Origin of the sequence: Myroides guanonis (assembly GCF_900114085.1) — a bacterium.
In the GTDB taxonomy this organism is placed as follows: Bacteria; Bacteroidota; Bacteroidia; order Flavobacteriales; family Flavobacteriaceae; genus Flavobacterium; species Flavobacterium guanonis.
The window spans coordinates 47,233-71,615 of the sequence record NZ_FORU01000016.1; the positions used below are offsets into that span (position 1 = coordinate 47,233).

At 31.9% G+C, this 24,383-nt stretch carries 15 protein-coding genes; all 15 read left to right on the plus strand.

Annotation, left to right across the window (positions count from 1 at the left end; all coding sequences use genetic code 11):
* Positions 1-29: 29 nt before the first annotated feature.
* Complete coding sequence (hutH, locus tag BM024_RS12180) at positions 30-1,532, plus strand: histidine ammonia-lyase (RefSeq protein ID WP_090680831.1); 1,503 nt, start codon at positions 30-32, stop codon at positions 1,530-1,532.
* Between the two features lie 106 nt (positions 1,533-1,638).
* Positions 1,639-2,874 carry an HD domain-containing protein gene (locus tag BM024_RS12185; RefSeq protein WP_090680833.1) on the plus strand — a complete coding sequence of 412 codons (1,236 nt, stop codon included), beginning with the start codon at positions 1,639-1,641 and terminating at the stop codon, positions 2,872-2,874.
* 30 nt (positions 2,875-2,904) lie between these two features.
* The gene (gene lpxD / locus BM024_RS12190; protein WP_090680836.1) at positions 2,905-3,924 is read left to right on the plus strand and encodes a UDP-3-O-(3-hydroxymyristoyl)glucosamine N-acyltransferase; all 1,020 of its coding nucleotides are present in this window, start codon (positions 2,905-2,907) and stop codon (positions 3,922-3,924) included.
* Positions 3,925-3,961: 37 nt separating this feature from the next.
* On the plus strand, positions 3,962-5,347 hold the full coding sequence (locus BM024_RS12195; RefSeq protein ID WP_090680839.1) for a bifunctional UDP-3-O-[3-hydroxymyristoyl] N-acetylglucosamine deacetylase/3-hydroxyacyl-ACP dehydratase: 1,386 nt from the start codon (positions 3,962-3,964) through the stop codon (positions 5,345-5,347).
* An 18-nt stretch (positions 5,348-5,365) separates the two neighbouring features.
* Positions 5,366-6,151 (plus strand): acyl-ACP--UDP-N-acetylglucosamine O-acyltransferase, encoded by a 786-nt coding sequence (lpxA, locus tag BM024_RS12200; protein WP_090680843.1) that lies wholly within the window; start codon positions 5,366-5,368, stop codon positions 6,149-6,151.
* A gap of 28 nt (positions 6,152-6,179) precedes the next feature.
* Entirely contained in the window at positions 6,180-6,743 is a 564-nt protein-coding gene (gene efp / locus BM024_RS12205; RefSeq protein ID WP_090680846.1) for an elongation factor P, read from the plus strand.
* Positions 6,744-6,768: 25 nt separating this feature from the next.
* Complete coding sequence (locus tag BM024_RS12210; protein WP_090680849.1) at positions 6,769-7,704, plus strand: UDP-3-O-(3-hydroxymyristoyl)glucosamine N-acyltransferase; 936 nt, start codon at positions 6,769-6,771, stop codon at positions 7,702-7,704.
* The gene (locus BM024_RS12215; RefSeq protein WP_090680852.1) at positions 7,701-8,075 is read left to right on the plus strand and encodes a hypothetical protein; all 375 of its coding nucleotides are present in this window, start codon (positions 7,701-7,703) and stop codon (positions 8,073-8,075) included. The genes BM024_RS12210 and BM024_RS12215 overlap by 4 nt, the downstream gene beginning before the upstream one ends.
* 88 nt (positions 8,076-8,163) lie before the next feature.
* The gene (gene sucD, locus BM024_RS12220) at positions 8,164-9,036 is read left to right on the plus strand and encodes a succinate--CoA ligase subunit alpha (RefSeq protein WP_090680855.1); all 873 of its coding nucleotides are present in this window, start codon (positions 8,164-8,166) and stop codon (positions 9,034-9,036) included.
* 1,202 nt (positions 9,037-10,238) lie between these two features.
* Positions 10,239-10,850, plus strand: coding sequence for a 4'-phosphopantetheinyl transferase family protein (locus tag BM024_RS12225; RefSeq protein ID WP_245753888.1), 612 nt, complete (start codon positions 10,239-10,241; stop codon positions 10,848-10,850).
* 25 nt (positions 10,851-10,875) lie between these two features.
* The gene (locus BM024_RS12230; RefSeq protein ID WP_090680860.1) at positions 10,876-11,607 is read left to right on the plus strand and encodes a thioesterase II family protein; all 732 of its coding nucleotides are present in this window, start codon (positions 10,876-10,878) and stop codon (positions 11,605-11,607) included.
* A 553-nt stretch (positions 11,608-12,160) separates the two neighbouring features.
* On the plus strand, positions 12,161-13,759 hold the full coding sequence (locus BM024_RS12235) for an MBL fold metallo-hydrolase (protein WP_090680862.1): 1,599 nt from the start codon (positions 12,161-12,163) through the stop codon (positions 13,757-13,759).
* Positions 13,760-13,884: 125 nt separating this feature from the next.
* Positions 13,885-15,606 carry a cyclic peptide export ABC transporter gene (locus BM024_RS12240; protein ID WP_090680864.1) on the plus strand — a complete coding sequence of 574 codons (1,722 nt, stop codon included), beginning with the start codon at positions 13,885-13,887 and terminating at the stop codon, positions 15,604-15,606.
* A gap of 89 nt (positions 15,607-15,695) precedes the next feature.
* On the plus strand, positions 15,696-17,108 hold the full coding sequence (locus tag BM024_RS12245) for an aspartate aminotransferase family protein (RefSeq protein WP_090680866.1): 1,413 nt from the start codon (positions 15,696-15,698) through the stop codon (positions 17,106-17,108).
* Between the two features lie 2 nt (positions 17,109-17,110).
* On the plus strand, positions 17,111-24,383 hold a 7,273-nt coding region (locus BM024_RS12250; RefSeq protein WP_143077774.1), incomplete at its 3' end, for a non-ribosomal peptide synthetase.

Consider the following 24,383-nt stretch of genomic DNA (forward strand, 5'->3'; position numbering starts at 1 on the left):
CAATTAACTATACTGAAAATAACAATAAAATGGAAGAGTTTCATTACATAAGTTCCGAGGTTTTTACAATTTCAAAGCTTCAGGAGATTATAGTAGAAAATAAAAAAATACAACTTTCTGAGGAAGCGAGTGCGAATATTGAAAAATGTCGCGAGTATTTAGATAAGAAAATGGCTTCTCAAGAGACGCCAATTTATGGGATTAATACAGGTTTTGGGTCTTTATGTGATGTAAAGATATCAAATGAAAATCTTTCAAAACTGCAAGAGAACCTAATGAAGTCTCATGCTTGTGGTACTGGTGAATTAGTGCCTGAGGAAATCGTAAAAATAATGTTGTTGTTAAAAGTGCAATCGTTGAGTTATGGAAATTCAGGGGTTCAACTTGAAACGGTTCAGCGTTTGATGGATTTCTTTAATCACGACGTGCTACCTGTTGTTTATAATCAAGGGTCTTTGGGGGCTTCTGGGGATTTGTCTCCTTTAGCGCATTTGACACTGCCTTTGATAGGTGAAGGAGAAGTTTTTTATGAAGGTTTTAGACAGCCAGCATCAAAGGTTTTAGATAAGATGGGGTGGAAGGTAATTTCACTGAAATCAAAAGAAGGATTAGCATTGTTAAATGGGACTCAATTTATGAGTGCGTACGGATGTTATATCATGTTGAAAGCAAAAAAATATTCTTATTTAGCAGACCTTATTGGAGCTGTTTCATTAGAAGCTTTTGATGGGAGAATTGAGCCTTTTAACGAATTAATTCATTTAGTTCGTCCTCATAAAGGACAAATCAGAACAGCGGAGTTTTTTACAGAAGTTTTAGAGGGAAGTGAGTTGATTTCTAGAACAAAGGCCCATGTTCAGGATCCTTACTCTTTCCGTTGTATTCCTCAAGTTCACGGGGCTTCTAAGGATGCTATTGATTATGTGGATAAGGTTTTTAAAACAGAAATAAATTCAGTTACAGATAATCCTAACGTTTTTCATAATGAGGATATAATTGTTTCTGGTGGAAATTTTCATGGACAACCGTTGGCGTTAGCTCTTGACTTTTTAGGTATTGCTTTGGCTGAATTAGGAAGTATATCTGAGCGTAGAACGTATCAGTTAATTTCAGGATTAAGAGGTTTACCACCATTTTTAGTTAAGGATCCGGGTTTGAATTCAGGTTTTATGATTCCTCAATATACTGCTGCTAGTATTGTGAGTCAAAATAAGCAATTAGCTACACCTTCGAGTGTGGATAGTATTGTTTCTAGTAATGGACAGGAAGACCACGTGAGTATGGGGGCTAACGGGGCTACTAAAACATTGCGAATTATTGATAATTTGGAGCGAATCTTAGCTATTGAATTGATGAATGCAGCTCAAGCGCTTGAGTTTAGAAGACCTGCGAAATCTAGTGAATTTATAGAAAGTTTTGTAAAGTCATATAGAGAAGAAGTTTCTTTTGTTGAGACCGACCGAGTTATGCACTATGATATCATGAAAACTATTGGTTTTTTAGATTCTTTTCAAATTGATTTAGAGAATTAAATAAAAAAAAACACTTGTTTTAAAGATAAAACCACACTTAACAGTATTTTAAGTGTGGTTTTTTTTATATATATCATATATTTGTTTAGAACTAAAAAACACTTCATTGGCTACTTTAAATAAGCTTAAGATTTTTAATGATCCTATTTATGGATTTATTTCTGTGCCCAATTCGCTTTTATACGACTTGATTGAACATCCCTATTTTCAGCGTTTAAGACGCATATCTCAAATGGGGGTGTCATATTTAGTGTATCCAGGTGCACATCATACACGTTTTCATCATGCTTTGGGTGCTATGCATATGATGCAAAAAGCAGTACAAGTATTAAGGTTTAAAAATGTTGAAATTTCCGATGAGGAAGAAAATGCTTTATATGTAGCTATATTGCTTCATGATATCGGTCATGGACCGTATTCTCATGCAATGGAACGATCTATTGTCGAAGGGGTTCATCATGAGGAAATTTCATTGTTTTTTATGAATCGATTAAATGAAGAGTTTGAGGGAAAATTATCATTAGCTATTAAAATATTTAAAGGGGAATATCATAGGAAATTCATGTTACAGTTGATTTCAAGTCAATTAGATATGGATAGAATGGATTATTTGAAACGAGATAGTTTTTATAGTGGAGTTGCGGAAGGAAATATAAATTCTGAGCGACTCATACAGATGATTAACGTAGAAAATGACGTTTTAGTTGTAGAAGAAAAGGGGGTTTATTCGGTAGAGATGTTTATTGTAGCGCGCCGTTTAATGTATTGGCAAGCTTATTTGCATAAAACAAGTGTTTGTGCAGAATTGATTATGATGAGGGTGTTAAAGAGGGCGAAAGAGCTTGCAAACAGGGGTGTGGAATTATGGGGTAGTGCACCTTTGTTGTTTTTTTTGAAAAATGTAATTAATGAAGCAGAATTTGATCAAAAGGCATTAGATTTTTTTGCGCTATTAGATGATTCTGATATAATTGGTGCATTAAAAAGTTGGCAATTCCATGATGACTTTGTGTTGTCAGAATTAAGTAAGATGATCATTAATAGGGAACTTTTGAAAATTGAGTTTATTGTTGAGAAAAATTCAAAAGACCGTTTAAATGAAATGCGTCATAAGATTTTAGAGAAATATCCGATTTCAAAGGAAGAAGCGAAGTATTTTGTATTTCAAGGAAAAGTGAGAAATCAAGCATATACAAAATCGGAAGAACCAATTAGAATACTGAAAAAAAACCGGGAGGTTGTTGATGTTTTAGAAGCTTCAGATCAGTTAAATCTTAAAGCATTGTCAAAACCGGTCACAAAGTACTTTGTTTGTTATCCAAAATACGTATTTGAAAGTTAAGTTTCAATTATATTTTATATTTTTGCGCTAATGAAAATAACAGCAGAACAAATAGCGGGTTTATTAGAGGGGGAAGTAGTTGGTGATGCAACAGTTGAAGTCAGTCAATTAGCAAAAATTGAAGAAGGAGTTCCTGGGACACTATCTTTCTTGTCTAATCCGAAGTATAATAATTATATCTATTCTACACAAGCTTCGATAGTAATCGTTAATAATAGCTTTGTGCCAGAACATCGTATCAATGCAACTCTAATTAAAGTAGAGGATGCTTATAAATCTTTTTCTAAACTTTTAGAGTATTATAATCAGGTAAAGCTTATGAAATCAGGAATAGAGCAGCCAAGTGTTATTTCTGAAGGAGTAACTTATGGAGAGGATCTTTATCTTGGAAGTTTTAGTTATATTGGTAAGAATTCTAGATTAGGAAATAATGTAAAGATTTACCCTAATTCTTTTATTGGTGATAATGTTGTTATTGGGGATAATACAGTTCTATTTGCTGGGGCTAGAGTATATTCAGAAACAATTATTGGTAATAATTGTACGATACATTCGGGAACTATTATAGGATCTGATGGATTTGGTTTTGCTCCAGGAGAAGATGGTAGTTTTACTAAAATACCACAAATAGGGAATGTTGTTATTGAGGATGATGTTGAAATTGGTGCAGGTACAACGGTAGATAGAGCTACATTAGGTTCAACAAGAATTCGAAAAGGAGTCAAATTGGATAATCAGATCCAGATTGCTCATAATGTAGAAATCGGAGAACATACTGTGATTGCATCTCAAACAGGTGTTGCAGGTTCAACTAAGATTGGTAGATATTGTATGATAGGTGGACAAGTTGGAATAGTTGGACATATCACGATTGGTGATAATGTGAAAATTCAGGCTCAATCGGGTGTTTCTAAAAGTTTAGAAAACAATGAGACTGTTCAAGGGTCACCGTCATTAAATCAATCAGATTTTTTAAAGTCGTATATACATTTTAGAAATTTCCCTAAAATAGTGCACGATATAGAAGAGATTAAAAAGAGTATTAAGTAGTACATTTATTACAATAGAAAGAAAAATACATAGAATTATGGTTAAGCAGAAAACCATCCTAAATGAGGTATCTCTAGAAGGTGTAGGATTACATACAGGTCAACAAGTAAAGATGACTTTAAAGCCAGCTCCAATTAATAATGGATTTTCATTTGTTCGAGTAGATTTAGAAGGAAGTCCTGTTATTGAGGCAGATGCGACTTATGTGGTAAATACGCAACGAGGAACTAATCTAGAGAAAAAAGGTGTAAAAGTTCAGACAACGGAACATGTTTTAGCAGCTTTAGTAGGATGTGATTTAGATAATGTAATTATCGAGTTAAACGCATCAGAACCACCGATAATGGATGGTTCGTCAAAGTTTTTTGTTGAGGCTGTTGAAAAGGCAGGAGTTGTAGAGCAAGATGCTGAAAGACAAGAATACATTGTTAAAGAAGTGATCTCGTATACTGACGAAAAAACGGGTAGTGAAATAATTTTGATGCCTTCTGATAGTTATCAAGTGACTACTATGGTTGATTTTGGTACTAAAGTTTTAGGTACTCAAAACGCTACTCTGAAGTCATTGTCTGATTTTAAAGAAGAAATATCAGATGCTAGGACGTTTAGCTTTTTACATGAGTTAGAAACATTGCTTGATCATGGTTTGATTAAGGGAGGGGATTTAAACAATGCCATAGTATATGTTGATAAAGAAATATCAGCAAATACAATGGAAAAGTTAAAGGTTGCTTTCGAAAAAGATGATATCAATGTAACTCCAAACGGAATTTTAGATAATTTAGTTCTCAATCACCCTAATGAAGCAGCTCGTCATAAGTTACTTGATGTGATTGGAGACTTAGCATTAGTTGGGATTAGAATTAGAGGAAAAGTTATTGCGAATAAACCTGGGCATTTGGTAAATACTCAATTTGCAAAGAAACTTTCTAAGATTATTGCAAACGAACAGAAAAACACCATTCCTGAGTATAATATTAATCAAGAACCTTTGATGGATATTAATCAGATTATGGCAATGTTACCTCATAGACCTCCTTTTTTATTGGTAGATAAAATTCTTGAAATGTCGGATAGTCATGTTATAGGCTTGAAGAATGTTACAATGAATGAACCTTTCTTTGTAGGACATTTTCCTGGAGCACCAGTAATGCCTGGTGTATTAACAATTGAAGCAATGGCTCAAGCTGGAGGTATACTTGTATTGAGTTCAGTTCCTGATCCTGAAAACTATATAACCTTATTTATGAAGATAGATAAAGTTCGTTTCAGACATCCTGTTTTACCAGGTGATACTTTGTTGTTTAAATTGGAGCTATTATCACCTATTCGTAGGGGAATTTGCCACATGCAGGCCTATGCCTATGCAAATGGGAAAATGGTTACAGAAGCTGAGCTAATGGCTCAAATAGTAAAAAAATAAAACTAAAATAAAGATTTTATGAATCAGCCTTTAGCATATGTCCACCCAGGAGCGAAAATCGCAAAAAACGTTGTGATTGAACCTTTTGCTACTATTCACAACAATGTTGAAATAGGAGAAGGAACTTGGATTGGATCGAATGTAACAATAATGGAAGGGGCGAGAATAGGGAAGAATTGCACTATTTTTCCTGGAGCGGTTATTTCTGCGATACCTCAAGATTTGAAATTTGAAGGAGAAGATTCCCTTGCAATTATTGGTGATAATACTACTATTCGTGAGTGTGTAACTATTAATAGGGGGACTAATGCATCAGGGAAAACTGTAATAGGGAAAAACTGCTTGATTATGGCAACTGCACATATAGCTCATGATTGTGAAGTTGGAAATAATGTGGTTATCGTAAATGGAGTGTTATTGGGAGGCCATGTGAAAGTAGGAGATTATGCGATTTTGGGAGGATTATCTGCAGTACACCAGTTTATTAATATTGGTGAACATGCGATGATTTCCGGAGGTTCTTTATTAAGAAAAGATGTACCTCCATTTACAAAAGCAGCTAAAGAGCCATTATCATATGTTGGTATTAACTCTGTAGGTCTTCGAAGAAGAGGGTTTACAACTGAGAAAATACGAGAAATTCAAGATATCTATCGTATCCTATATCAAAAGAACTTTAATACATCTCAAGCTTTAAGTATCATTGAGGCCGATATGGAAGCTACAAATGAAAGAGATGAAATCATTATGTTTATTCGTAATTCTTCAAGAGGTATTATGAAGGGATATACTGGAATATATTAATTAAATACTAATTATAAATAAAAATAATATGGCAACAACAGCTGATATCAGAAATGGTTTGTGTATTAACTACAACAATGATATTTATAAAGTAACTGAGTTTTTACACGTGAAGCCAGGGAAAGGTCCTGCTTTTGTCAGAACAAAATTGAAAAGTTTAACTACTGGAAAGGTATTAGATAATACGTTTTCAGCAGGACATAAAATAGATCCAGTTAGAGTAGAGAATCATAAATTTCAGTATTTATATCCAGAAGGTGATCAGTTTCACTTTATGCATACTGAAACTTATGAGCAAATTACATTATCTAAGAATTTACTAGATGCTCCTGAGTTGTTAAAAGAAGGAGAAAGTGTTATGGTTCAAATAAACACTGAAACAGATGCACCTATTGCAGTGGATATGCCTGCGACGGTTGTTCTTGAGGTTACTTATGCTGAACCAGGAGTAAAAGGAAATACAGCAACAAATGCTACTAAACCTGCAACGGTTGAAACTGGTGCTAGTGTAAATGTTCCATTATTTATTAACGAAGGAGACAAAATTAAAATTGATACAGCTTCGGGTGCTTATATCGAACGTATTAAATAATAATTGATGTCATTTCAATCACCTTATGAGATTTAAAAAGGTACAAGATTTACAAACGATTGCTGAGATTATCGGTTGTACATTTATCGGAGATCCTAGTTTTCCAGTGTATGGTATGAATGAAATTCATGTTGTACAAGAAGGAGAAATTGTTTTTGTAGATCATCCTAAATATTATGATAAAGCATTGAATTCAAATGCATCTATAATAATCATTAATAAGGAGGTACCTTGTCCGCAAGGAAAAGCTCTTTTGTTGTGTGAAGATCCATTTACTGCATTCAATACCTTGTCGAAATTTTTTAATCCTTTCAAACCTGCACAGGAGCTACATGCTAAAAGTGCGGAGATAGGGGAAGGTACCGTAATACAGCCCCATGTTTTTATTGGAAACGATGTTGTAATTGGAAAAAATTGCAGAATCCATCCTAATGTAGTTATATATGATGGTTCTGTGATTGGTGATAATGTTACTATACATGCAGGTACAATTCTTGGAGCAGATGCTTTCTATTTCAAAAAAAGACCAGAGGGATTTGATCCTTTAGTTTCTTGTGGGCGCGTTGTTATCGAGAATAATGTAACCTTAGGTGCTGCTTGTACTATTGATAGAGGGGTTACTGGAGATACAACAATAAAAGAAGGAACTGTTATTGATAATCAAGTGCATATAGGGCATGATACTGTTGTAGGTAGAAAATGTTTGATTGCAGCTCAAACTGGTATTGCAGGATGTGTGATTATAGAGGATGAAGTTACTTTATGGGGGCAAGTTGGAATGACTAGTGGTATAACAATTGGAGAGAAGGCGGTAGTTTTAGCTCAATCTGGTATATCTAAGTCATTAGCTGGGAACAAGACCTATTTTGGTTCACCTGCTGATGAAGCTAGAGAAAAAATGAAACAGCTTGCATATATCAAAAAAGTTCCCTATATTCTAGAAAAAACTAAGGAGCTATGAATGCGAAAGACATCGTTTTAAAATTCTATGAATCCAATGCAATTTTAAGTAAAAGTTATTTACAAGAAGTTTTGCATGATGATTTGATTTTGGAGTGGACAAGCTCTAAAGGAAAGATTAGTCTAGATAAAAACGATGTGTTGGCCCTGTCTAAAGACATAAGGCTTTCTTATTATTCATTAAGAGCAGTAATCCATCATGTTTTGGCGGATTCAGAAGATAGAGTAGTAATTAATTATACACATTATGTAGCCACCTTTGAAAATCCTGATGAGGAGATGGTGTTAGCTACCTATTTTGTGCTATGGGAGTTAAGAGAAAGTAAATTATTTCGCGGTTATCAGTTAAGTCAACTAATAATTGATTCATAACATAGATAATAGCATTGAAATATTTTAAAGATAGCATACAAATGCTTATTTTTGTGCAACGAAATTAAAAAATAAAAAATACAATATCATGAGTGTTTTAGTAAATAAAGATTCAAAAATAATAGTTCAAGGATTCACAGGAAGTGAGGGAACATTCCACGCTTCTCAAATGATTGAGTACGGAACAAACGTTGTAGGTGGAGTTACTCCAGGTAAAGGAGGTTCTACTCATTTAGATCTTCCTGTATTTAATACTGTTAAAGACGCTGTTGATCAAGTAGGAGCAGACACTACAATTATTTTCGTACCACCAGCTTTCGCGGCTGATGCTATTATGGAAGCTGCTGATGCTGGAATTAAAGTAATTATTACAATTACTGAGGGAATTCCTGTTGCAGACATGATTAAAGCTTATGATTATGTACAAGGTAGAGAGTGTAGATTAATCGGACCTAACTGTCCAGGTGTAATCACTCCAGGTGAAGCAAAAGTTGGTATTATGCCAGGATTTGTTTTCAAGAAAGGTACTGTTGGAATTGTTTCTAAATCAGGAACTTTAACGTATGAAGCTGCTGACCAAGTTGTGAAACAAGGTTTAGGAATTACTACTGCTATTGGTATTGGTGGAGACCCTATTATTGGAACTTCGACTAAAGAAGCAGTTGAATTATTAATGAATGACCCTGAGACTGAAGCAATCATTATGATTGGTGAAATTGGAGGTCAGTTAGAGGCAGATGCTGCTCGTTGGGTAAAAGCTGATGGTAACAGAAAACCTGTAATTGGTTTTATTGCTGGAGAAACTGCGCCTGCTGGACGTACGATGGGACATGCTGGAGCTATTGTTGGAGGTTCTGATGATACTGCTGCTGCTAAGAAACGTATCATGAGAGAATGTGGAATTCACGTTGTTGATTCACCAGCTGAGATTGGTAAAAAAGTTAAAGAAGTATTAGGATAGTTTTAGACAAGACTTCAAATCTTATATTATTAAAAAGCAGTAGTTAATTAACTACTGCTTTTTTTTTTTGGAGTTAGTTTTCTTAATTGAATAACTGTTTCTTTATAATGAATTAAAACTTGGGTTGTATAATAGTACGTATTTGCTATTAGAGCTCTTTTATATTGTTAAAACGATTTGTCTATAAGGATAATGGACATATAGGTATTCAATAGTCTTAAAGTGTGTTGTTGGGATGTATATGTAAATTGTCTTTCAGTTTGAGATTATGCTGAAATGTATTATTTTGAAATTCTGGTAGTATTATTCTTAAAGAGATTAAAGTATTAATGTTAATGGTAATAAAAAATAGTTTGTTTGGTGTATTCTTAAATTAACTAAGATGTATGTACATAGTTTTTAGTTTAGGAGTGTTTTTTGCGTTCTTCAAAAGATTGATTATTTTACATGTGATTGATTTTTATTAATTTAAATAAAAAAGCGTGTCTATTAATAGACACGCTTGAAAAAAGAATATGTAAAAATGTTTTGACAATTTACTCAAAAGTACAAAAAGTTATGATATAAAAAAATGCTTTAGGATTTTTATTTTATGATTTATTTAAGATGTAATTGTTAATTTTTTAATCTGTATTAAAATGACTTTTTAAAGTAACGTTGATATTTTAATAAATTGATATCAATGAATTTTATTCAGTATAATTTTTCCTGTCAATTGAACTTAACATTCTAAACCCTTCTAAAAAGAAACTAGGAATATTTTTTTTATGAAATATCCTCCTACTATTACGTTGATGAAAAGTAGTTTAAACAATCTTCCTCTTTAGCATTTAGTACTGTAAAAGCAGAAACTTATACAAAAGATTTTTTGTATAAGTTTTTTTCTTTGTCACTTTATATATTGGTTACAATAAAGTAAAATAACATTAAAATTATTAAATCGATCGAAAATATAAGTGTATGTTATGGAAATACTTTATTTAAGTCGAGTATATTGATTATATGTAAAAAATATTTCATAAAAATTTATTATGTTAATTAAATTTTGTTATTAATTAAATTACTCATAAACTTGTGGAGTTTTTAATTTGCTTATTTAAAATAGTATAAAAGCATAAATTTGAACTATTAGTTATATTTTATAAGAAAAAATGATATATATATATTATGCTTTTATATCGGAGGATAATCATGAAAAATTAATGAATGAATTTTTGTTAAGATTTCCGATAGATTTCCAAAATAAAATTTTAAACTATCGAAGATGGCAGGATGCACAATTGTCATTGTTAGGAAGAATATTACTTTATAAGGCAACTGCAAATTTTAATGAAAATTATAAAGATGTAAGTATAAAATATAATAAATATAATAAACCTTATTTTGGAGATGGCAATGAAGTTTGTTTTAATATTTCTCATTCAGGAGAAATGGTTGTTTGCGCTGTGACAAATGTATGTGATATTGGAATTGATATTGAATTACGACAAGATATCACTGTAGAAGATTTTCAACCTCAAATGACAGATAATGAATGGCTAAAAATTTCTACTTCTTTAGATAAAATGGATTCATTTTATAATTATTGGACCCAGAAAGAAGCTGTAATAAAATGCAATGGAAAAGGTTTCTCTGTAATTCTAAAATCTTTTGAAATATCACAAGATATTGTAATTATTGATAATAATTTTTTTTTCCTTAAAGAAATTAACATAGATGATAGATATAAATGTTATGTTGCCACTAGTGAGTTGGTTAGTAATGAGTGTATTAGAGTTTCTGAATTAAATTCATCGAATTATTACACAAATTAAATTCAGATAAAAAGATTTTGATGAAATGAAAAGTAAAGTAATAGCTCTTCCATTTGCAGGAGGTAATAAATATAGCTTTAATAGTATTGAAAAGCATGTGTCAAAAAATGTAGAATGGATTACTTTGGAGCTTCCAGGAAGGGGAAGTCGTTTTAAAGAAAGTTTGCTGGATAAGGTTGATCAAATTGTAGAAGATCTATTAGCCCAAATAATGTCAAATATTGGAGACACAAATTATATCATTTATGGTCATAGTATGGGCACATTGATAGGATATGAATTGACAAAGAAAATAATTGAAAGAAAATTACAGCAACCAATGTCGCTATTTTTTACTGGTCGTGGAGCGCCAGGATTTAACCGATTTACTAATAAAAAATCTATATTGCCTACTAATGCTTTTTGGGAAGAAGTAAGTAAAATTGGTGGTTTGCCAAAAGAAATTCTGGAATGTAAAGAGCTTTTGGATCTTTATTACCCAATTATGAAATCTGATTTTAAAGCTATTGAGGATTATAATTATTTGCCAATGGACATACCCTTCACCTTTCCTATACATGTCTTAATGGGCAAAGATGAAATAGGTATTGGTGATGAAAAAACTTCTCTAGCCGGAATGAAGGGTTGGCAAAATGAAACTAGCGAGAGTTGTACATTTGAGCTTCTAGAAGGTGATCATTTTTTTATTTTTAGACACGCCGAAGCAATAGCAAAAAGAATATCTCAAGTTGCTGTTGGTTCAATTAATATTGTTTAGAATTTTATTTAATTATTATTTCTAAATGATCTGAATTATTTATTTAAAATTCGAAATTATAATTTATATTAGCAAAATATAACTTAAAACGTATTTGTCTAATATTGATTTTTGAAATATAAAATGAAGTATTATCAGAATATCATTCCAAGTCTTATCCTATGACAACTTTGGAAAGAGATAATAGTTATAATATTATAAATAGACATTATTGATAGATTAATATTTATAACGAGAGCAGAAAAGAAATCTTGGTTTAACAAAATTTAAATCAAATTAGAGTTATTAGAAATCTTTTATAATTGATGCTTTTCGTAAGGATTAATATTAGAAATAATCTAATTTACTCTTTTTAATCGTGAGTAATTATGTGTTGAAATATTTTAAGTAAAAGAATAATACTTTTTATCTAACTCTTGTTGAATTTTGAGTGTATTATTCAAGTCATTTTCAAGAATGAACATGGGTTTTAATCTTTAGTTAAGAATGTCCTAAAATTATCGTTTATCCTAGTATGATATCTTTTGGTGACAATTATTATAAAATAATATTTATGAATTCAGATCAAGTTTATTTAAAACCAAATTTAGTAATAGAACCATTATTTGATAATTGGTATGCATGGAGTCATTTAATATCTCCTGCAACTGCAGCTATGAATATAACAGGAAGACATTTAAAGATAATGGGGTCCTATATTCAGGCACCTGCAGCACATGCAGCGGCAGTAAAAAATCCAAAAATGCTGGGAGGACCTTTCATTGATTATGATGGAAAAAGGGTAGATGAAATAGAGCAACTAAGGAACGATACTTTAAAAAGTCAAAAGGATCTTCTTTCTTTTAGTGAAGCGGTTCGAGAATTAGATTTGCTTTTGAAGACAAAAGCAAAAGGGTACTCTCTTGAGCCATTATATAAAGAAGTTCCCGAAGTATTGAAAGGTTATGTAGAATTGATTTATGATCTAAATAACCAACCCTCATTTAGATTTTTTGAGGCGTTATTGTACAATAGTAAATTTTATAAAGAAAAATCACAAAGTATTTTGCTGTGGTTGACAGATAATGACGAAAGACCATTTGTTCTTAGTACACCTCGATTAGATGATAAGAATAAAATACATTTAAACATACCTTTTAGTCATCATGGACTGGATGAACTTAGTAGAATGAGAAAAACTGCAGGTTCATTAGAAGAAATAAAAAAAACATTGAATATTACTTCTAAAATGGAGTCTGTCTTCGAATCTTTTTTTACAACAGAGGTTCCTAAAGCTTATGAAAAATATACAGGTGATAAAGTAAGAATGCGTTATTTTGGACATGCATGTATTTTAGTAGAAACTAAAGATATTAGTATTCTCTTAGATCCTATTATAAGCTATTATGGTTACGATCAGGAAGTCGAACGGTTTTCAGATATGGATTTACCCGAAACTATTGATTATGTTTTAATTACTCATAACCATCAAGACCATATTTTATTTGAAACTCTTATTCCATTGAGACATAAAATAAGAAATATAGTAGTACCTAGATCTGCTAATGGTAATTTACAAGATCCAAGTTTGAAACTGATGTTTAAAGCTATAGGATTTAATAATGTTGTGGAAATTGATGAAATGGATACCATTAACTTTAGTGATTGTTCCATTACAGGGATTCCATTCATTGGAGAACATTCAGATTTAAATATTCAAGCTAAAATATGTCATCATGTGCGTGTCGGTAATTTTAAAATGCTTTTCGTTGCTGATTCCTGTAATGTGGAATCAAAAATATATGAAAGAGTACAAGAATTAGTTGGAGATGTTGACGTAATCTTTTTAGGTATGGAATGTGATGGAGCTCCACTTTCATGGCTTTATGGTCCATTATTAACAGAACCGCTGGCAAGAGATAAGGATTCTTCCCGAAGATTGGCGGGTTCTAATTTTGAAAGAGGGAAAGAGTTGATAGAAGCATTTAATCCAAACGAGGTATATGTCTATGCAATGGGACAAGAACCTTGGCTTGAGTTTATTAGCAGTATTAAGTATACAGACGAATCTCATCCTATCGTACAGTCCGACTTGTTGATAAAGAATTGTAGAGAGAATAACATAGTCGCAGAGCGCTTGTTTGGTGAAAAAGAGATTATGTATTTAAAATAGTTTGAATTTTTTTTTCTGAGTACATCCAAATATTTCAAATTTATTTGTTTTAATGTATTCAGAAAGAGTGAAAAATGAAATGGTTTTATCTAATAAAAAAGAGGTAAATCTTATCAGGATATTTTATGAGTATTCCATATTATATCTATGGGAATTTAAAACCAATAATAACAATTAAATTAATTAGAACATTGGGAAAAGCAACATTGCTTAATTTATTAAGATTAAAACTAAAAATAGCATTACCACTGCTTGTTTTTTTGGCAGTAATTAATGGCTTATGGAGTGGTAGTTTGTTGATGTTGGTTAGTCATAAAATATCAGGTACTCCTTTACCTTTTTTTAATGATTACGATTGGTTAATTTACTTAATTTTTGTTTTCTTCTCTTTTTTGTTGACATACTATTTTAATGGGTACATGATAAAAGCAACATTAATCTTTGGTAAAGAAATGACCTTGCAAATTATAGATAAGCTTCGGTTATCGAATTATGAATCTTATTTAAAGATGGGTGAAGCAAGAGTAAGAACTGTATTGGAAGATGTACACACTTTAGAATCACTTCCTGGAGTTTTTATAACTTTTTTTAATTCTCTAATAATGGTAGTTGCAGGAATGGGATATATGTTTTGGCTTTATCCCAAAGGAGCCTTAACGATATGTGCTCTTATTATTGTATTGGCGTTTATTTATATCTATCGAAATGGAATTATTGAAAAGGATATGGATGCGAAGAGGAATCTTGATGATGTATTTATGAGATTTTGTAACGACTTTTTACATGGTTTTAATAAGGTTAAAATGAGTACTAAGAGAAGTGATTCTATATTTTTAGAGCACATTACCGAGAATCGTGATAAAGCTATAAATCTCAATATCAAAGCGGGATTATCGGCTTTTGGTAATGAACTATTAGGAGATTATTTTTTTTATTTTTTGATTGGTACAGTACTTTTTGTGTTACCTTTTGTTTTTAACATTGACGAAACGGTTATTTCCGGTTTTATGATTACATTATTATTTTTAATGGGACCAATTGCTATTTTAATAAACCTTATGAAAAATGTTATAGGTTATAAAATTGCTTTTGCAAGAATTAATGAATTTAATGATACTCTTACAAATAATTTGAACGATTCAGATACAATTTCATTATCTACTTCAAAAAGGGAGTTTCTAGTTTTTACCACTCTTTCTATCGATAAAATAAGCTATCAACATATTGATGAAAAAGGAGATGTCTCTTTTGAACTTAAACCGATCAATCTAGAAATAAGTAAAGGAGAAATTATTTTCATTTCTGGAAGTAATGGTAGCGGGAAAAGCACTTTTATAAATTTATTATCGGGATTATATATTCCTAAATCAGGTAAAATTGTCGTTAATGACTTAATAGTTACAAATGATAATAGAGCTCAATATAGAGATATGATATCATGTATTTTTTCTGACAACTATCTCTTTACAGAGAATTATGATTGTTTTAATCTTCTTCCGTCCAATAAACACTTAGCAGAGCTTTTAAAAAAAATGAAACTTGACAAAGTTATTCGACAAGATGAAGAAAAAAATAGAATATTTCAAAACTTGTCAAGCGGTCAACAAAAAAGACTTGCATTGATATATTCTGTATTAGAAGATAAAGATATTTTTATTTTTGATGAGTGGGCTGCAGAACAAGATCCAGAATTTAGAAAATATTTTTATGAAAACATAATTCCTGATTTAAAAAGTAAAGGGAAAACTGTAATTGCAATCACCCACGATGATGCCTACTATAAGTACTGTGATCGATTAATAAAATTTAATTATGGTGAAATGTTAGTGAAAGAACAATTGGTCTGAGAGTTTATAGATCATTTATAAACACTGGTTAATTTGAGAATTTTATTTTCAAAGATCTATTTTAATAAAATAAACAAGAATAATATATTATGGAGTTATTTGAAAAGTATCATTTATCTGAATGTGCAAAAATTGTTTCATCTTCATTACCAGGTGAAAAGTCGAAAGTATTGTTGAAATTGCAAAGTGAAATTGAAGGAAGTGTCGTTTCATATCCTAAAAATATGCCAATTGCAATAAAAAGAGCAAAAGGAAGTATTATAGAAGATGTAGATGGAAACTATTTTATTGATTTTTTTGGAGGATGCGGAGTTTTGAATGTGGGACATGGTAATGAGTATGTGTTAGATTATGTTAAAGAGCAACAAACAGAATTGATTCATGCATTAGATTTTCCAACAGAAAATAAACTTACTTTAATTCAGCTAATATTAAAAAATTTACCAGTAGAAATTCAAGACGAATATAAGGTGAGTTTTGGAGGACCTACTGGCTCAGATGCTATAGAGGCTGCAATAAAACTCGCAAAAATTAAAACAGGACGTGATGGAGTTATTGCTTTCACAGGAGGCTATCACGGTATGAGTTCTGGAGCTTTGGCAGTAACTTCTGATACTTTTTTTCGCAATAAATTAACATCTCTTATTCCAAATGTAAGTTTTGTACCTTACAGTTATTGTTATCGTTGTCCTTTTAATAAAAATTCTAATAGTTGCGATTTTGAGTGTGTAAGTCACTTTGAATGGATATTAGACACAGAACATTCTGGAATTGTAACTCCGGCGGCAATCATATTAGAACCACTACAAGGAGAAGGCGGTAATATTGTACCTAAAGAAGGGTATTTAGAACGTATCGTAGAAGTAGCTCATAAACATGGTATTATTGTGATTTTTGACGAAGTCCAAAGTGGTTTTTTCAGAACAGGAAGATTTTTAGAATTTATGCATACAAATGCAGTACCTGATATTATAACATTTTCTAAGGGTTTTGGGGGTATAGGTTTTCCAATTTCCGGATTGATATATAAAAAAAATATAGAAGCCTGGAAGTCGGCAGACCATATAGGTACTTTTAGATGTAACCAGGTGAGTATTGCTGCAGCAAGGGGAGCTTTCGATTTTATTGAAGAATATGATATAGAAAAATACACCCAGTTAATAGGAGATTATTTGATTGAAAAATTTAGGACATTAGAAAGCCAAAATCCGTTTATAGGCGATGTAAGAGGAAAGGGAATGATGATAGGAATCGAATTTGTAAAAGATAAAACTACGAAGGAACCTTTTCCTGAATATCTTAAAAAGCTTAGGGGAGAATGCTTTCGCCGAGGACTATTATTTGAAGTAGGTGGTCATTATAAAAATGTAATGAGATTGACTCCTCCCTTAATTACAACTCAGAATATTGTTGATGCAGCAATTGAAATTATCAAAGAAGCCATAGTAGTTTGTATGGAAGAATATTTAGAACCCGCTATAGAAAATAATAAAATCATATAATAATGTCACTAATAAAATCGACTATTCCTGAAGATATATCTTCGCAAGAAACCTTAGTTAAAATTTTAAGAAATCATATTAGTCAAACTCCCAATAAGGTTATTTATAGATTTTTAGAAAATGGGGAAGAAGAAAGTGATTGCAGGACATTCCAGGATTTATATGATAACGCAAAACGTATTGCATCACATATATTAGAACATGCAAAACCTGGAGATCGTGTTTTACTCTTATATCCGTCAGGATTAGATTTTATTGACGCTTTTTTAGGCTGTTTTTTCGCAGGGGTAATTGCAGTTCCAGCTTTTCCACCACAAGGGAAACGAAGAATAGGCAGATTAGAAAATATTGTTGCGGATTGTAAAGCTACTCTTATTCTGACTATAGAGAGTATATATACAAAGAGTAATGGCTGGTTTGATACTGAAATCCTTAAAAATGTAAAATGGTTGCAAACCAATAGGTTGTTTGATTCTTTGGATAAAGATTTTCCTATTATATTACCAACGGATACTGCGTTTCTCCAGTACACTTCTGGGTCAACAGGTGATCCAAAAGGAGTTATGGTCACGCATTCTAATATTGTACATAACAATAAATTGATGAAAAATTGTTTTCATCAAAATTCTGAAAGTATAGGGGTTAGTTGGTTACCTATTTACCATGATATGGGACTAATAGGAAATATTCTTCAGGCTTTATACGTAGGGTTTGAAATGATTGTCATGCCACCAACCGCTTTTATACAAAAACCTAGTCGATGGTTAAAAGTTATTTCAGATTATAAAGGGACTTTTAGTGGGGGGCCTAATTTTTCATATGATTTATGTGCAAATCAAATTAAAGAAGAAGATTTAATAGGTTTGGATTTAAGCAGTTGGCAAGTAGCCTACAATGGATCAGAACCAATTAGGCCTGAAACCGTAAATAATTTTACTACCAGTTTCAGCTTTATTGGATTTGATGAAATTTATTTAATCCCATGCTATGGGATGGCGGAAACTACTCTAATTGTTAGCTGCTCTAATTTTAATTCAATACCCAAAGCCTTATTATTAGATAAAGAAAAATTTCATTCAGGAGAAGTAAAACTTTTCGAGAAAGAAGATAAAATATCTAATGTTATTAAATTTATAGGTAATGGACCAGTTTTAGAAGAGTTAGAAATTAAGATAGTAAATCCTGATACTAAGATGATATGTCAGGAAAATGCAATAGGTGAAATTTGGATTAGCGGAGCCAGTGTTGCTAAAGGTTATTGGCAAAGAGAGGACCTAACTAAAGATGTTTTTCAGGCACGAATCCAAAAATCAGATGAAAATTTAGAGGAAGACAAACAGGAGTATTTGCGTACAGGAGATATGGGTTTTTTAAACAATAAAGAACTTTATATAACAGGTCGTTTAAAGGAACTCATGATCATTAATGGAGTAAATCATTTTCCGCAAGATATAGAACGTGTTGTACAACAATCTCATATTGATTTACAAAACAATGCAGGAGCAGCGTTTTGTATAGAGGCAAAAGGAAATGAACAATTAGTTATTGTTCAGGAAATTAAAAGAACTTCAATGAGGGGGTATGATTTTGATTTCATTGTTAAAAGTATAATTGAAAGTGTTTATGAGCAACATGAATTATCTATATATGCAATTGTATTGGTTGAACCTGGAAAAGTTGAAAAAACATCAAGTGGTAAAATTAAACGATTAGCCACAAAAAAACTATATGAGTCTGATACGATTGATGGAGTAATGGATCAATGGGTAAGAGGTCAAAGTATTAATAATGAAATGTTACAAGAGGATGAAATAGCAAAATCGTTAATGTTATCTAATGATTTAGAATTTTTTTTACGAGAATCTGTAGCAGCAGAATTAAACATAGACATATTAAAAATTAATATTCATACTTCGTTTTCAGAGTTAGGTATGAGTTCTATAAATATCATAAGACTAATAGGGATAATAAGTAAAGAATACTGTGTGGCACCTCCAATTCGCAAGATGTTTGAAGATTTGACGAGTATAGATGCAATTAGAAAATACATTATTCGTGAAAAGGGACAAATAGAATCCGTATCAAATAATGATGTAGTGATTAATGAGAGGTTTGATACAAATATTTCTTCTAGTTTTCCAGCAAGTTCAAATGGAGAGATTAGTATTGGATCACGTTCAAATAATAGAGAAGAATTAACTGATAAATGTCCTAAAGCTTCAGTAAAAAAAGTAATTAAACGTACTACAACTGATAGTACAGACTTTACTATAATCAAAGATCTATTAGTTGAACAGAATCGTATTCTTGAACAACAAAATCACATAATTTCTGAGTGTTTAAATATCTTTAAAACTTTCGGGAATACTATTAAGGATACAACAAGTGTAGAGGTCGCTGAGATTTCTGAAACTACAAACATATTTGATATTGTAAAAAAAAAAGTAGCAACTGAAGAAAAAAATATTCAGACAGGATCATTCGACAGTAAAGATTTTTATTTAAAAAAATCACCCACAAAACAGGAAGAACAGCCAGTTTTAAATATTTCTAAGGTTAATTTGACTTTAACACAACAGAAATTTTATCTTCTTCATCAGATTGACCCGGAAAGATCTTTAGCATATCACCAATCTTTCAGCTTACAAATGAAAGGTAAAATAAATGTGTCATTGCTGAAAATGGCAATATATAATTTCATAGATACACATAGTATTTTAAGAACTCGGGTATCAGAAGACGGAGAGCATTTAATTTTCGATTCATCTATTACTTTACCAATAGAAGAAATAGATTTTTCAAAAGATGGATTAGATCAACAAGAAAAGAAATATAGAGCCTTAGTTGATGTAAATATGTGTACTGCATTCTCATTTACGAACGGGCCTCTTCTACGGTTACAGTTAGTGAAATTTTCTTCAGAAGAAAGTACTTTAATTGTGACGATACACCACATAATCGCAGATGGATGGTCCTGTGCTTTATTTATCAAAGGAATTGCAAATAACTACAATCGGTTATTTCAGGGAAGGAAACTTGATCTATTGCAGTCCATTGGTTTTAGTGAGTATACAAAATGGTTAGAAAATAAAATGAACAGTGATGCTTGGAAAATTCATGAAGAGTATTTTATAAGTAAATTTTCTAAAAAATCTTTTAACATAACACTTCCGTTTGCTAACAGTGTATCTAACTATGGGAATGCAAGTAATACCGTTTCTTTACGTATTCCTGTAGAAGATATTATTAGGTACAAAAAATGGAGCAGCCAGCAAAATCTAACACTTTTCATGACATTTTTGTCGGTATTCGAACTCTTGTTATGCAAAATAACTGAGGAAAATGAGCTTATTATTGGTATTCCGACAGGTGGTAGAACAATGCCAGATTTAGAGGAAGCAATTGGAGATTTTTCTCACTTTATGCCTTTTTTAATATCCCATAATTCCAAGGATTCTTTAACAGAATATGTAAAGGATCTAAAAAATAGAATATATGAAACCTATGAGCATCAGGAATATCCTTATGCTAATTTTATGGAATTACTCCAAAGAGAGACTGATATAAAATATGATAACTGGGTAAATATTGTTTTCAATTTTAATGTTAGTGTCTCTAATAATAATATGGAAATTGTAGACTTACATGTAGTGCACAATAAACCAGTTTATAGTGATTTTGATTTAATTTTTAATGCCATTGAGGAATCTGGAGATTTAATTCTTTCTCTGGACTACAGAGAATCTCTCCTAAGTAGTGAATTGGCAAAAGATATATTAGATTGCTATCAATTTATTTTAAATCAAATAATTGAAGACGATGGAGGTAGTATAGAGGATATACAAATGCTATCTAAAGATGAAAAATATCAACAACTTGAGTATTTTAATGATACCGAAGTATTATATTCAAAAGATAAAACGATAGTTGATTTATTTGAAGAACAGGTATTGAAAATGCCACATAGTGTAGCTGTAATTTTTGGAAAAGAAACATTAACTTACAGGGAATTAGATGAAAAGTCAAATCAGCTAGCACATTATTTAATACATATAGGACTAAATTCAGAAGATTTGGTAGGTATTTGTGTTGATCGTTCTTTAGATATGATTATTGCGGTGTTTGGTGTTTTGAAGGCTGGTGGAACTTATGTTCCTATAGATTCAGAATACCCACAAGATCGTATTGATTATATAATCAAAGACAGTAACGCCACTTTTTTCATAACAGATCATGCACATACGTTTTTAGTTGCCGAAAATAAGAAAATACAAATTATTACGACAGATGATAAGTGGAACTCAATAGGTGAACAGCCATCGAGTAAGGTTGATAGTACAATCAATGTCGATCAGTCTGTTTATGTAATATATACATCAGGTTCTACAGGCAGACCCAAAGGAGTTGTGATTACCCATAAAAGCTTATTAAATATAGCTTTGTGTTGGGAGTCAACTTACCATCTGGATAGTGATACTTGCTTATTGCAAATGGCAAGTTTTTCTTTTGATGTGTTTTCCGGGGATTTATGTAGAAGTTTATTATTTGGAGGCAGAATGATACTTTGTCCTTCAGATGTCAGGTTAGATCCGGCCAGGCTTTATGCTCTTATTTTTGAAAAAGGAGTTACTATATTGGAAGGTACGCCAGGTTTAATAATTCCATTGATGGATTATATCTACGAACAAAGTTTAGATTACACTTGGATGAAGCTGGTAATTTTAGGTTCTGACGTATGTCTTATTAATGATTTTAAAAGGGTGTATACCAGATTTGGTCACGTTTTGCGAATTATTAACAGTTATGGAACGACAGAAACAACCATAGATAGTTCTTACTTTGAAACTGATAATATTAAGAATCTTGATGGCTTAGTTAATGTCCCGATTGGTAAACCTTTATGGAACAATAGTTTTTATATACTCAACAGTTCTGAATCATTAGTACCTATAGGAGTAATTGGGGAATTGTGTATTGGCGGATCTGGCGTAGCCAGAGGTTATCTAAACCAAGAAGAATTAACTCAAGAAAAATTTGTAATGAATCCGTTTAAAGATGGCGAGCGAATGTACAAGACTGGCGATTTGGCACGTTGGCTACCCGATGGAAATTTAGAATTTATAGGCAGAAGAGATGATCAGGTTAAGATTCGTGGATATCGTATAGAATTAGGAGAGATTGAGAACGCATTATCATTACTACCTGGAATTACTCAATGTTGCGTATTAGCAAGAGAAGATATAAATGGTACAAAACGTTTAGTAGGTTATGTGGTATTAGAAGGCGCATTAGATAAAGAGTGTCTTCAAAATCAATTAAAACTAAGCTTACCTGAGTATATGATTCCTATGGTTTGGATTACATTAGATGTAATGCCATTAACCAGTAATGGAAAATTAGATAAAAAAGGATTACCAGATCCGGATAGCTCAGAGTTATCAAGTAAAGAATATGCTGGGCCAACCACAGATATAGAATTACAACTAGTTAACATATGGCAGGAGTTATTGGGTGTTGAAAAAGTGGGCATTCATGATGATTTCTTTGAACTGGGAGGTCATAGTTTATTGGCAACACGATTAGTTTCTATGATCCGTAAGGAGATGATAATAGAGGTTTCTATTCGAGAAGTCTTTATACATACTACGGTTTCTAAATTGGGAACTTATGTGTCCGCTCAATCCGAAGGGGTCTTATTGCCTACTATTGTTGTACAGAATCGTCCGGCCCGTATTCCTTTATCCTTCAGCCAGGAACGATTATGGTTTTTGGATAAGTTACAAGGCAGTACTGAATATCACATTCCTATTGTTTTTGGTTTAGAGGGAGCATTAGAGGTATCGATATTAGAACAAACATTACAGCAAATTATTTCTCGTCATGAGGTATTGCGAACTGTACTTCTTTCAGAAGACGGAATCGGTTATCAGGAAGTTATCAGTGCAGAAAACTGGTCATTAGATCAAGCAATTGTATCAGATGATTTATTATTAGAAAATAATATAACTAGCTATGCGAATAAACCATTTGATTTATCAAAAGATTACAAACTAAGAAGTTGCTTATATGATTTGGGTAACGGAAAATATGTATTGGCTTGTGTTTTCCATCATATTGCCAGTGATGGTTGGTCTGGAGGTGTTTTAGTAAACGAATTTATGAAGTTGTATAATACGCTTCATTTAGATCGAACAGCAATTTTACCAAAATTGAGTTTACAATATGCAGACTATGCCATTTGGCAACGAAAATATGTAGTAGGTACTGTTTTAGAAGAACAATTATCGTATTGGGAAGAGAAGCTGCAAGATGTTAGCATTTTATCATTGCCAACTGATTATGCTCGTCCTTCAGTACATAGTACAAATGGCGCTTGTATTTCTTTTGTGTTAGATAAAACGTTAACCGCATCCTTGTATTCCTTATGTAGATCAGAAGGTGTTACGCTGTTTATGTTTTTATTATCAGCCTTCAAGGTTTTGTTGTCCCGATATAGCGGACAGTCTGATATTTGCGTAGGAACCCCTATTTCAAATCGTACTCAATTGGAGTTAGAAGATATGATTGGCTTTTTTGTCAATACTATTGCTCTTCGAAGTGACTTGAGCGGAGATCCAAGTTTCAGAGATTTATTGGCAATTGTAAAACAGACAACCTTAGAAGGATATGACCATCAATTAGCTCCTTTTGAAAAGGTAGTAGATCGTGTGGTTACTACTCGTGACATGGCTATGAACCCTTTGTTTCAAGTGCTTTTTGTATTACAGAATACACCTGATGTATCTCGAGAATTAAATTTAGAAGATATTACTATTTCGAATTATAATTTTGATACCATTACCTCTCAATTTGATTTGATGTTAAATGTATTTGAGGATAATAATGCTATTTCACTTGAGATGTCATATTGTACAGCTTTATTTGATAAAGCAACAATAGACCGAATGCTGCTGCATTATCAGGAACTGTTGGTTAGTATTGTAAGCAATATCACACAGCCGATAAGTAGTTTATCGATGCTTACCCAAGAAGAATCACATCAATTATTGAATGTTTTTAATGATACTACAGTAGCTTATCCATTAGATAAGACCGTAGTAGATTTATTCGAAGAACAAGTTAAACGAACACCAAATGCTATCGCAGTTATTTATGAAAATGAAAAATTAACTTATGAAGAATTAGATCACCGTTCCAATCAGTTGGGGCATTATTTACGTGAACAGGGTGTACAGCCAGATGATCTTATAGGTATCTGTCTGGAACGAAGTTTAG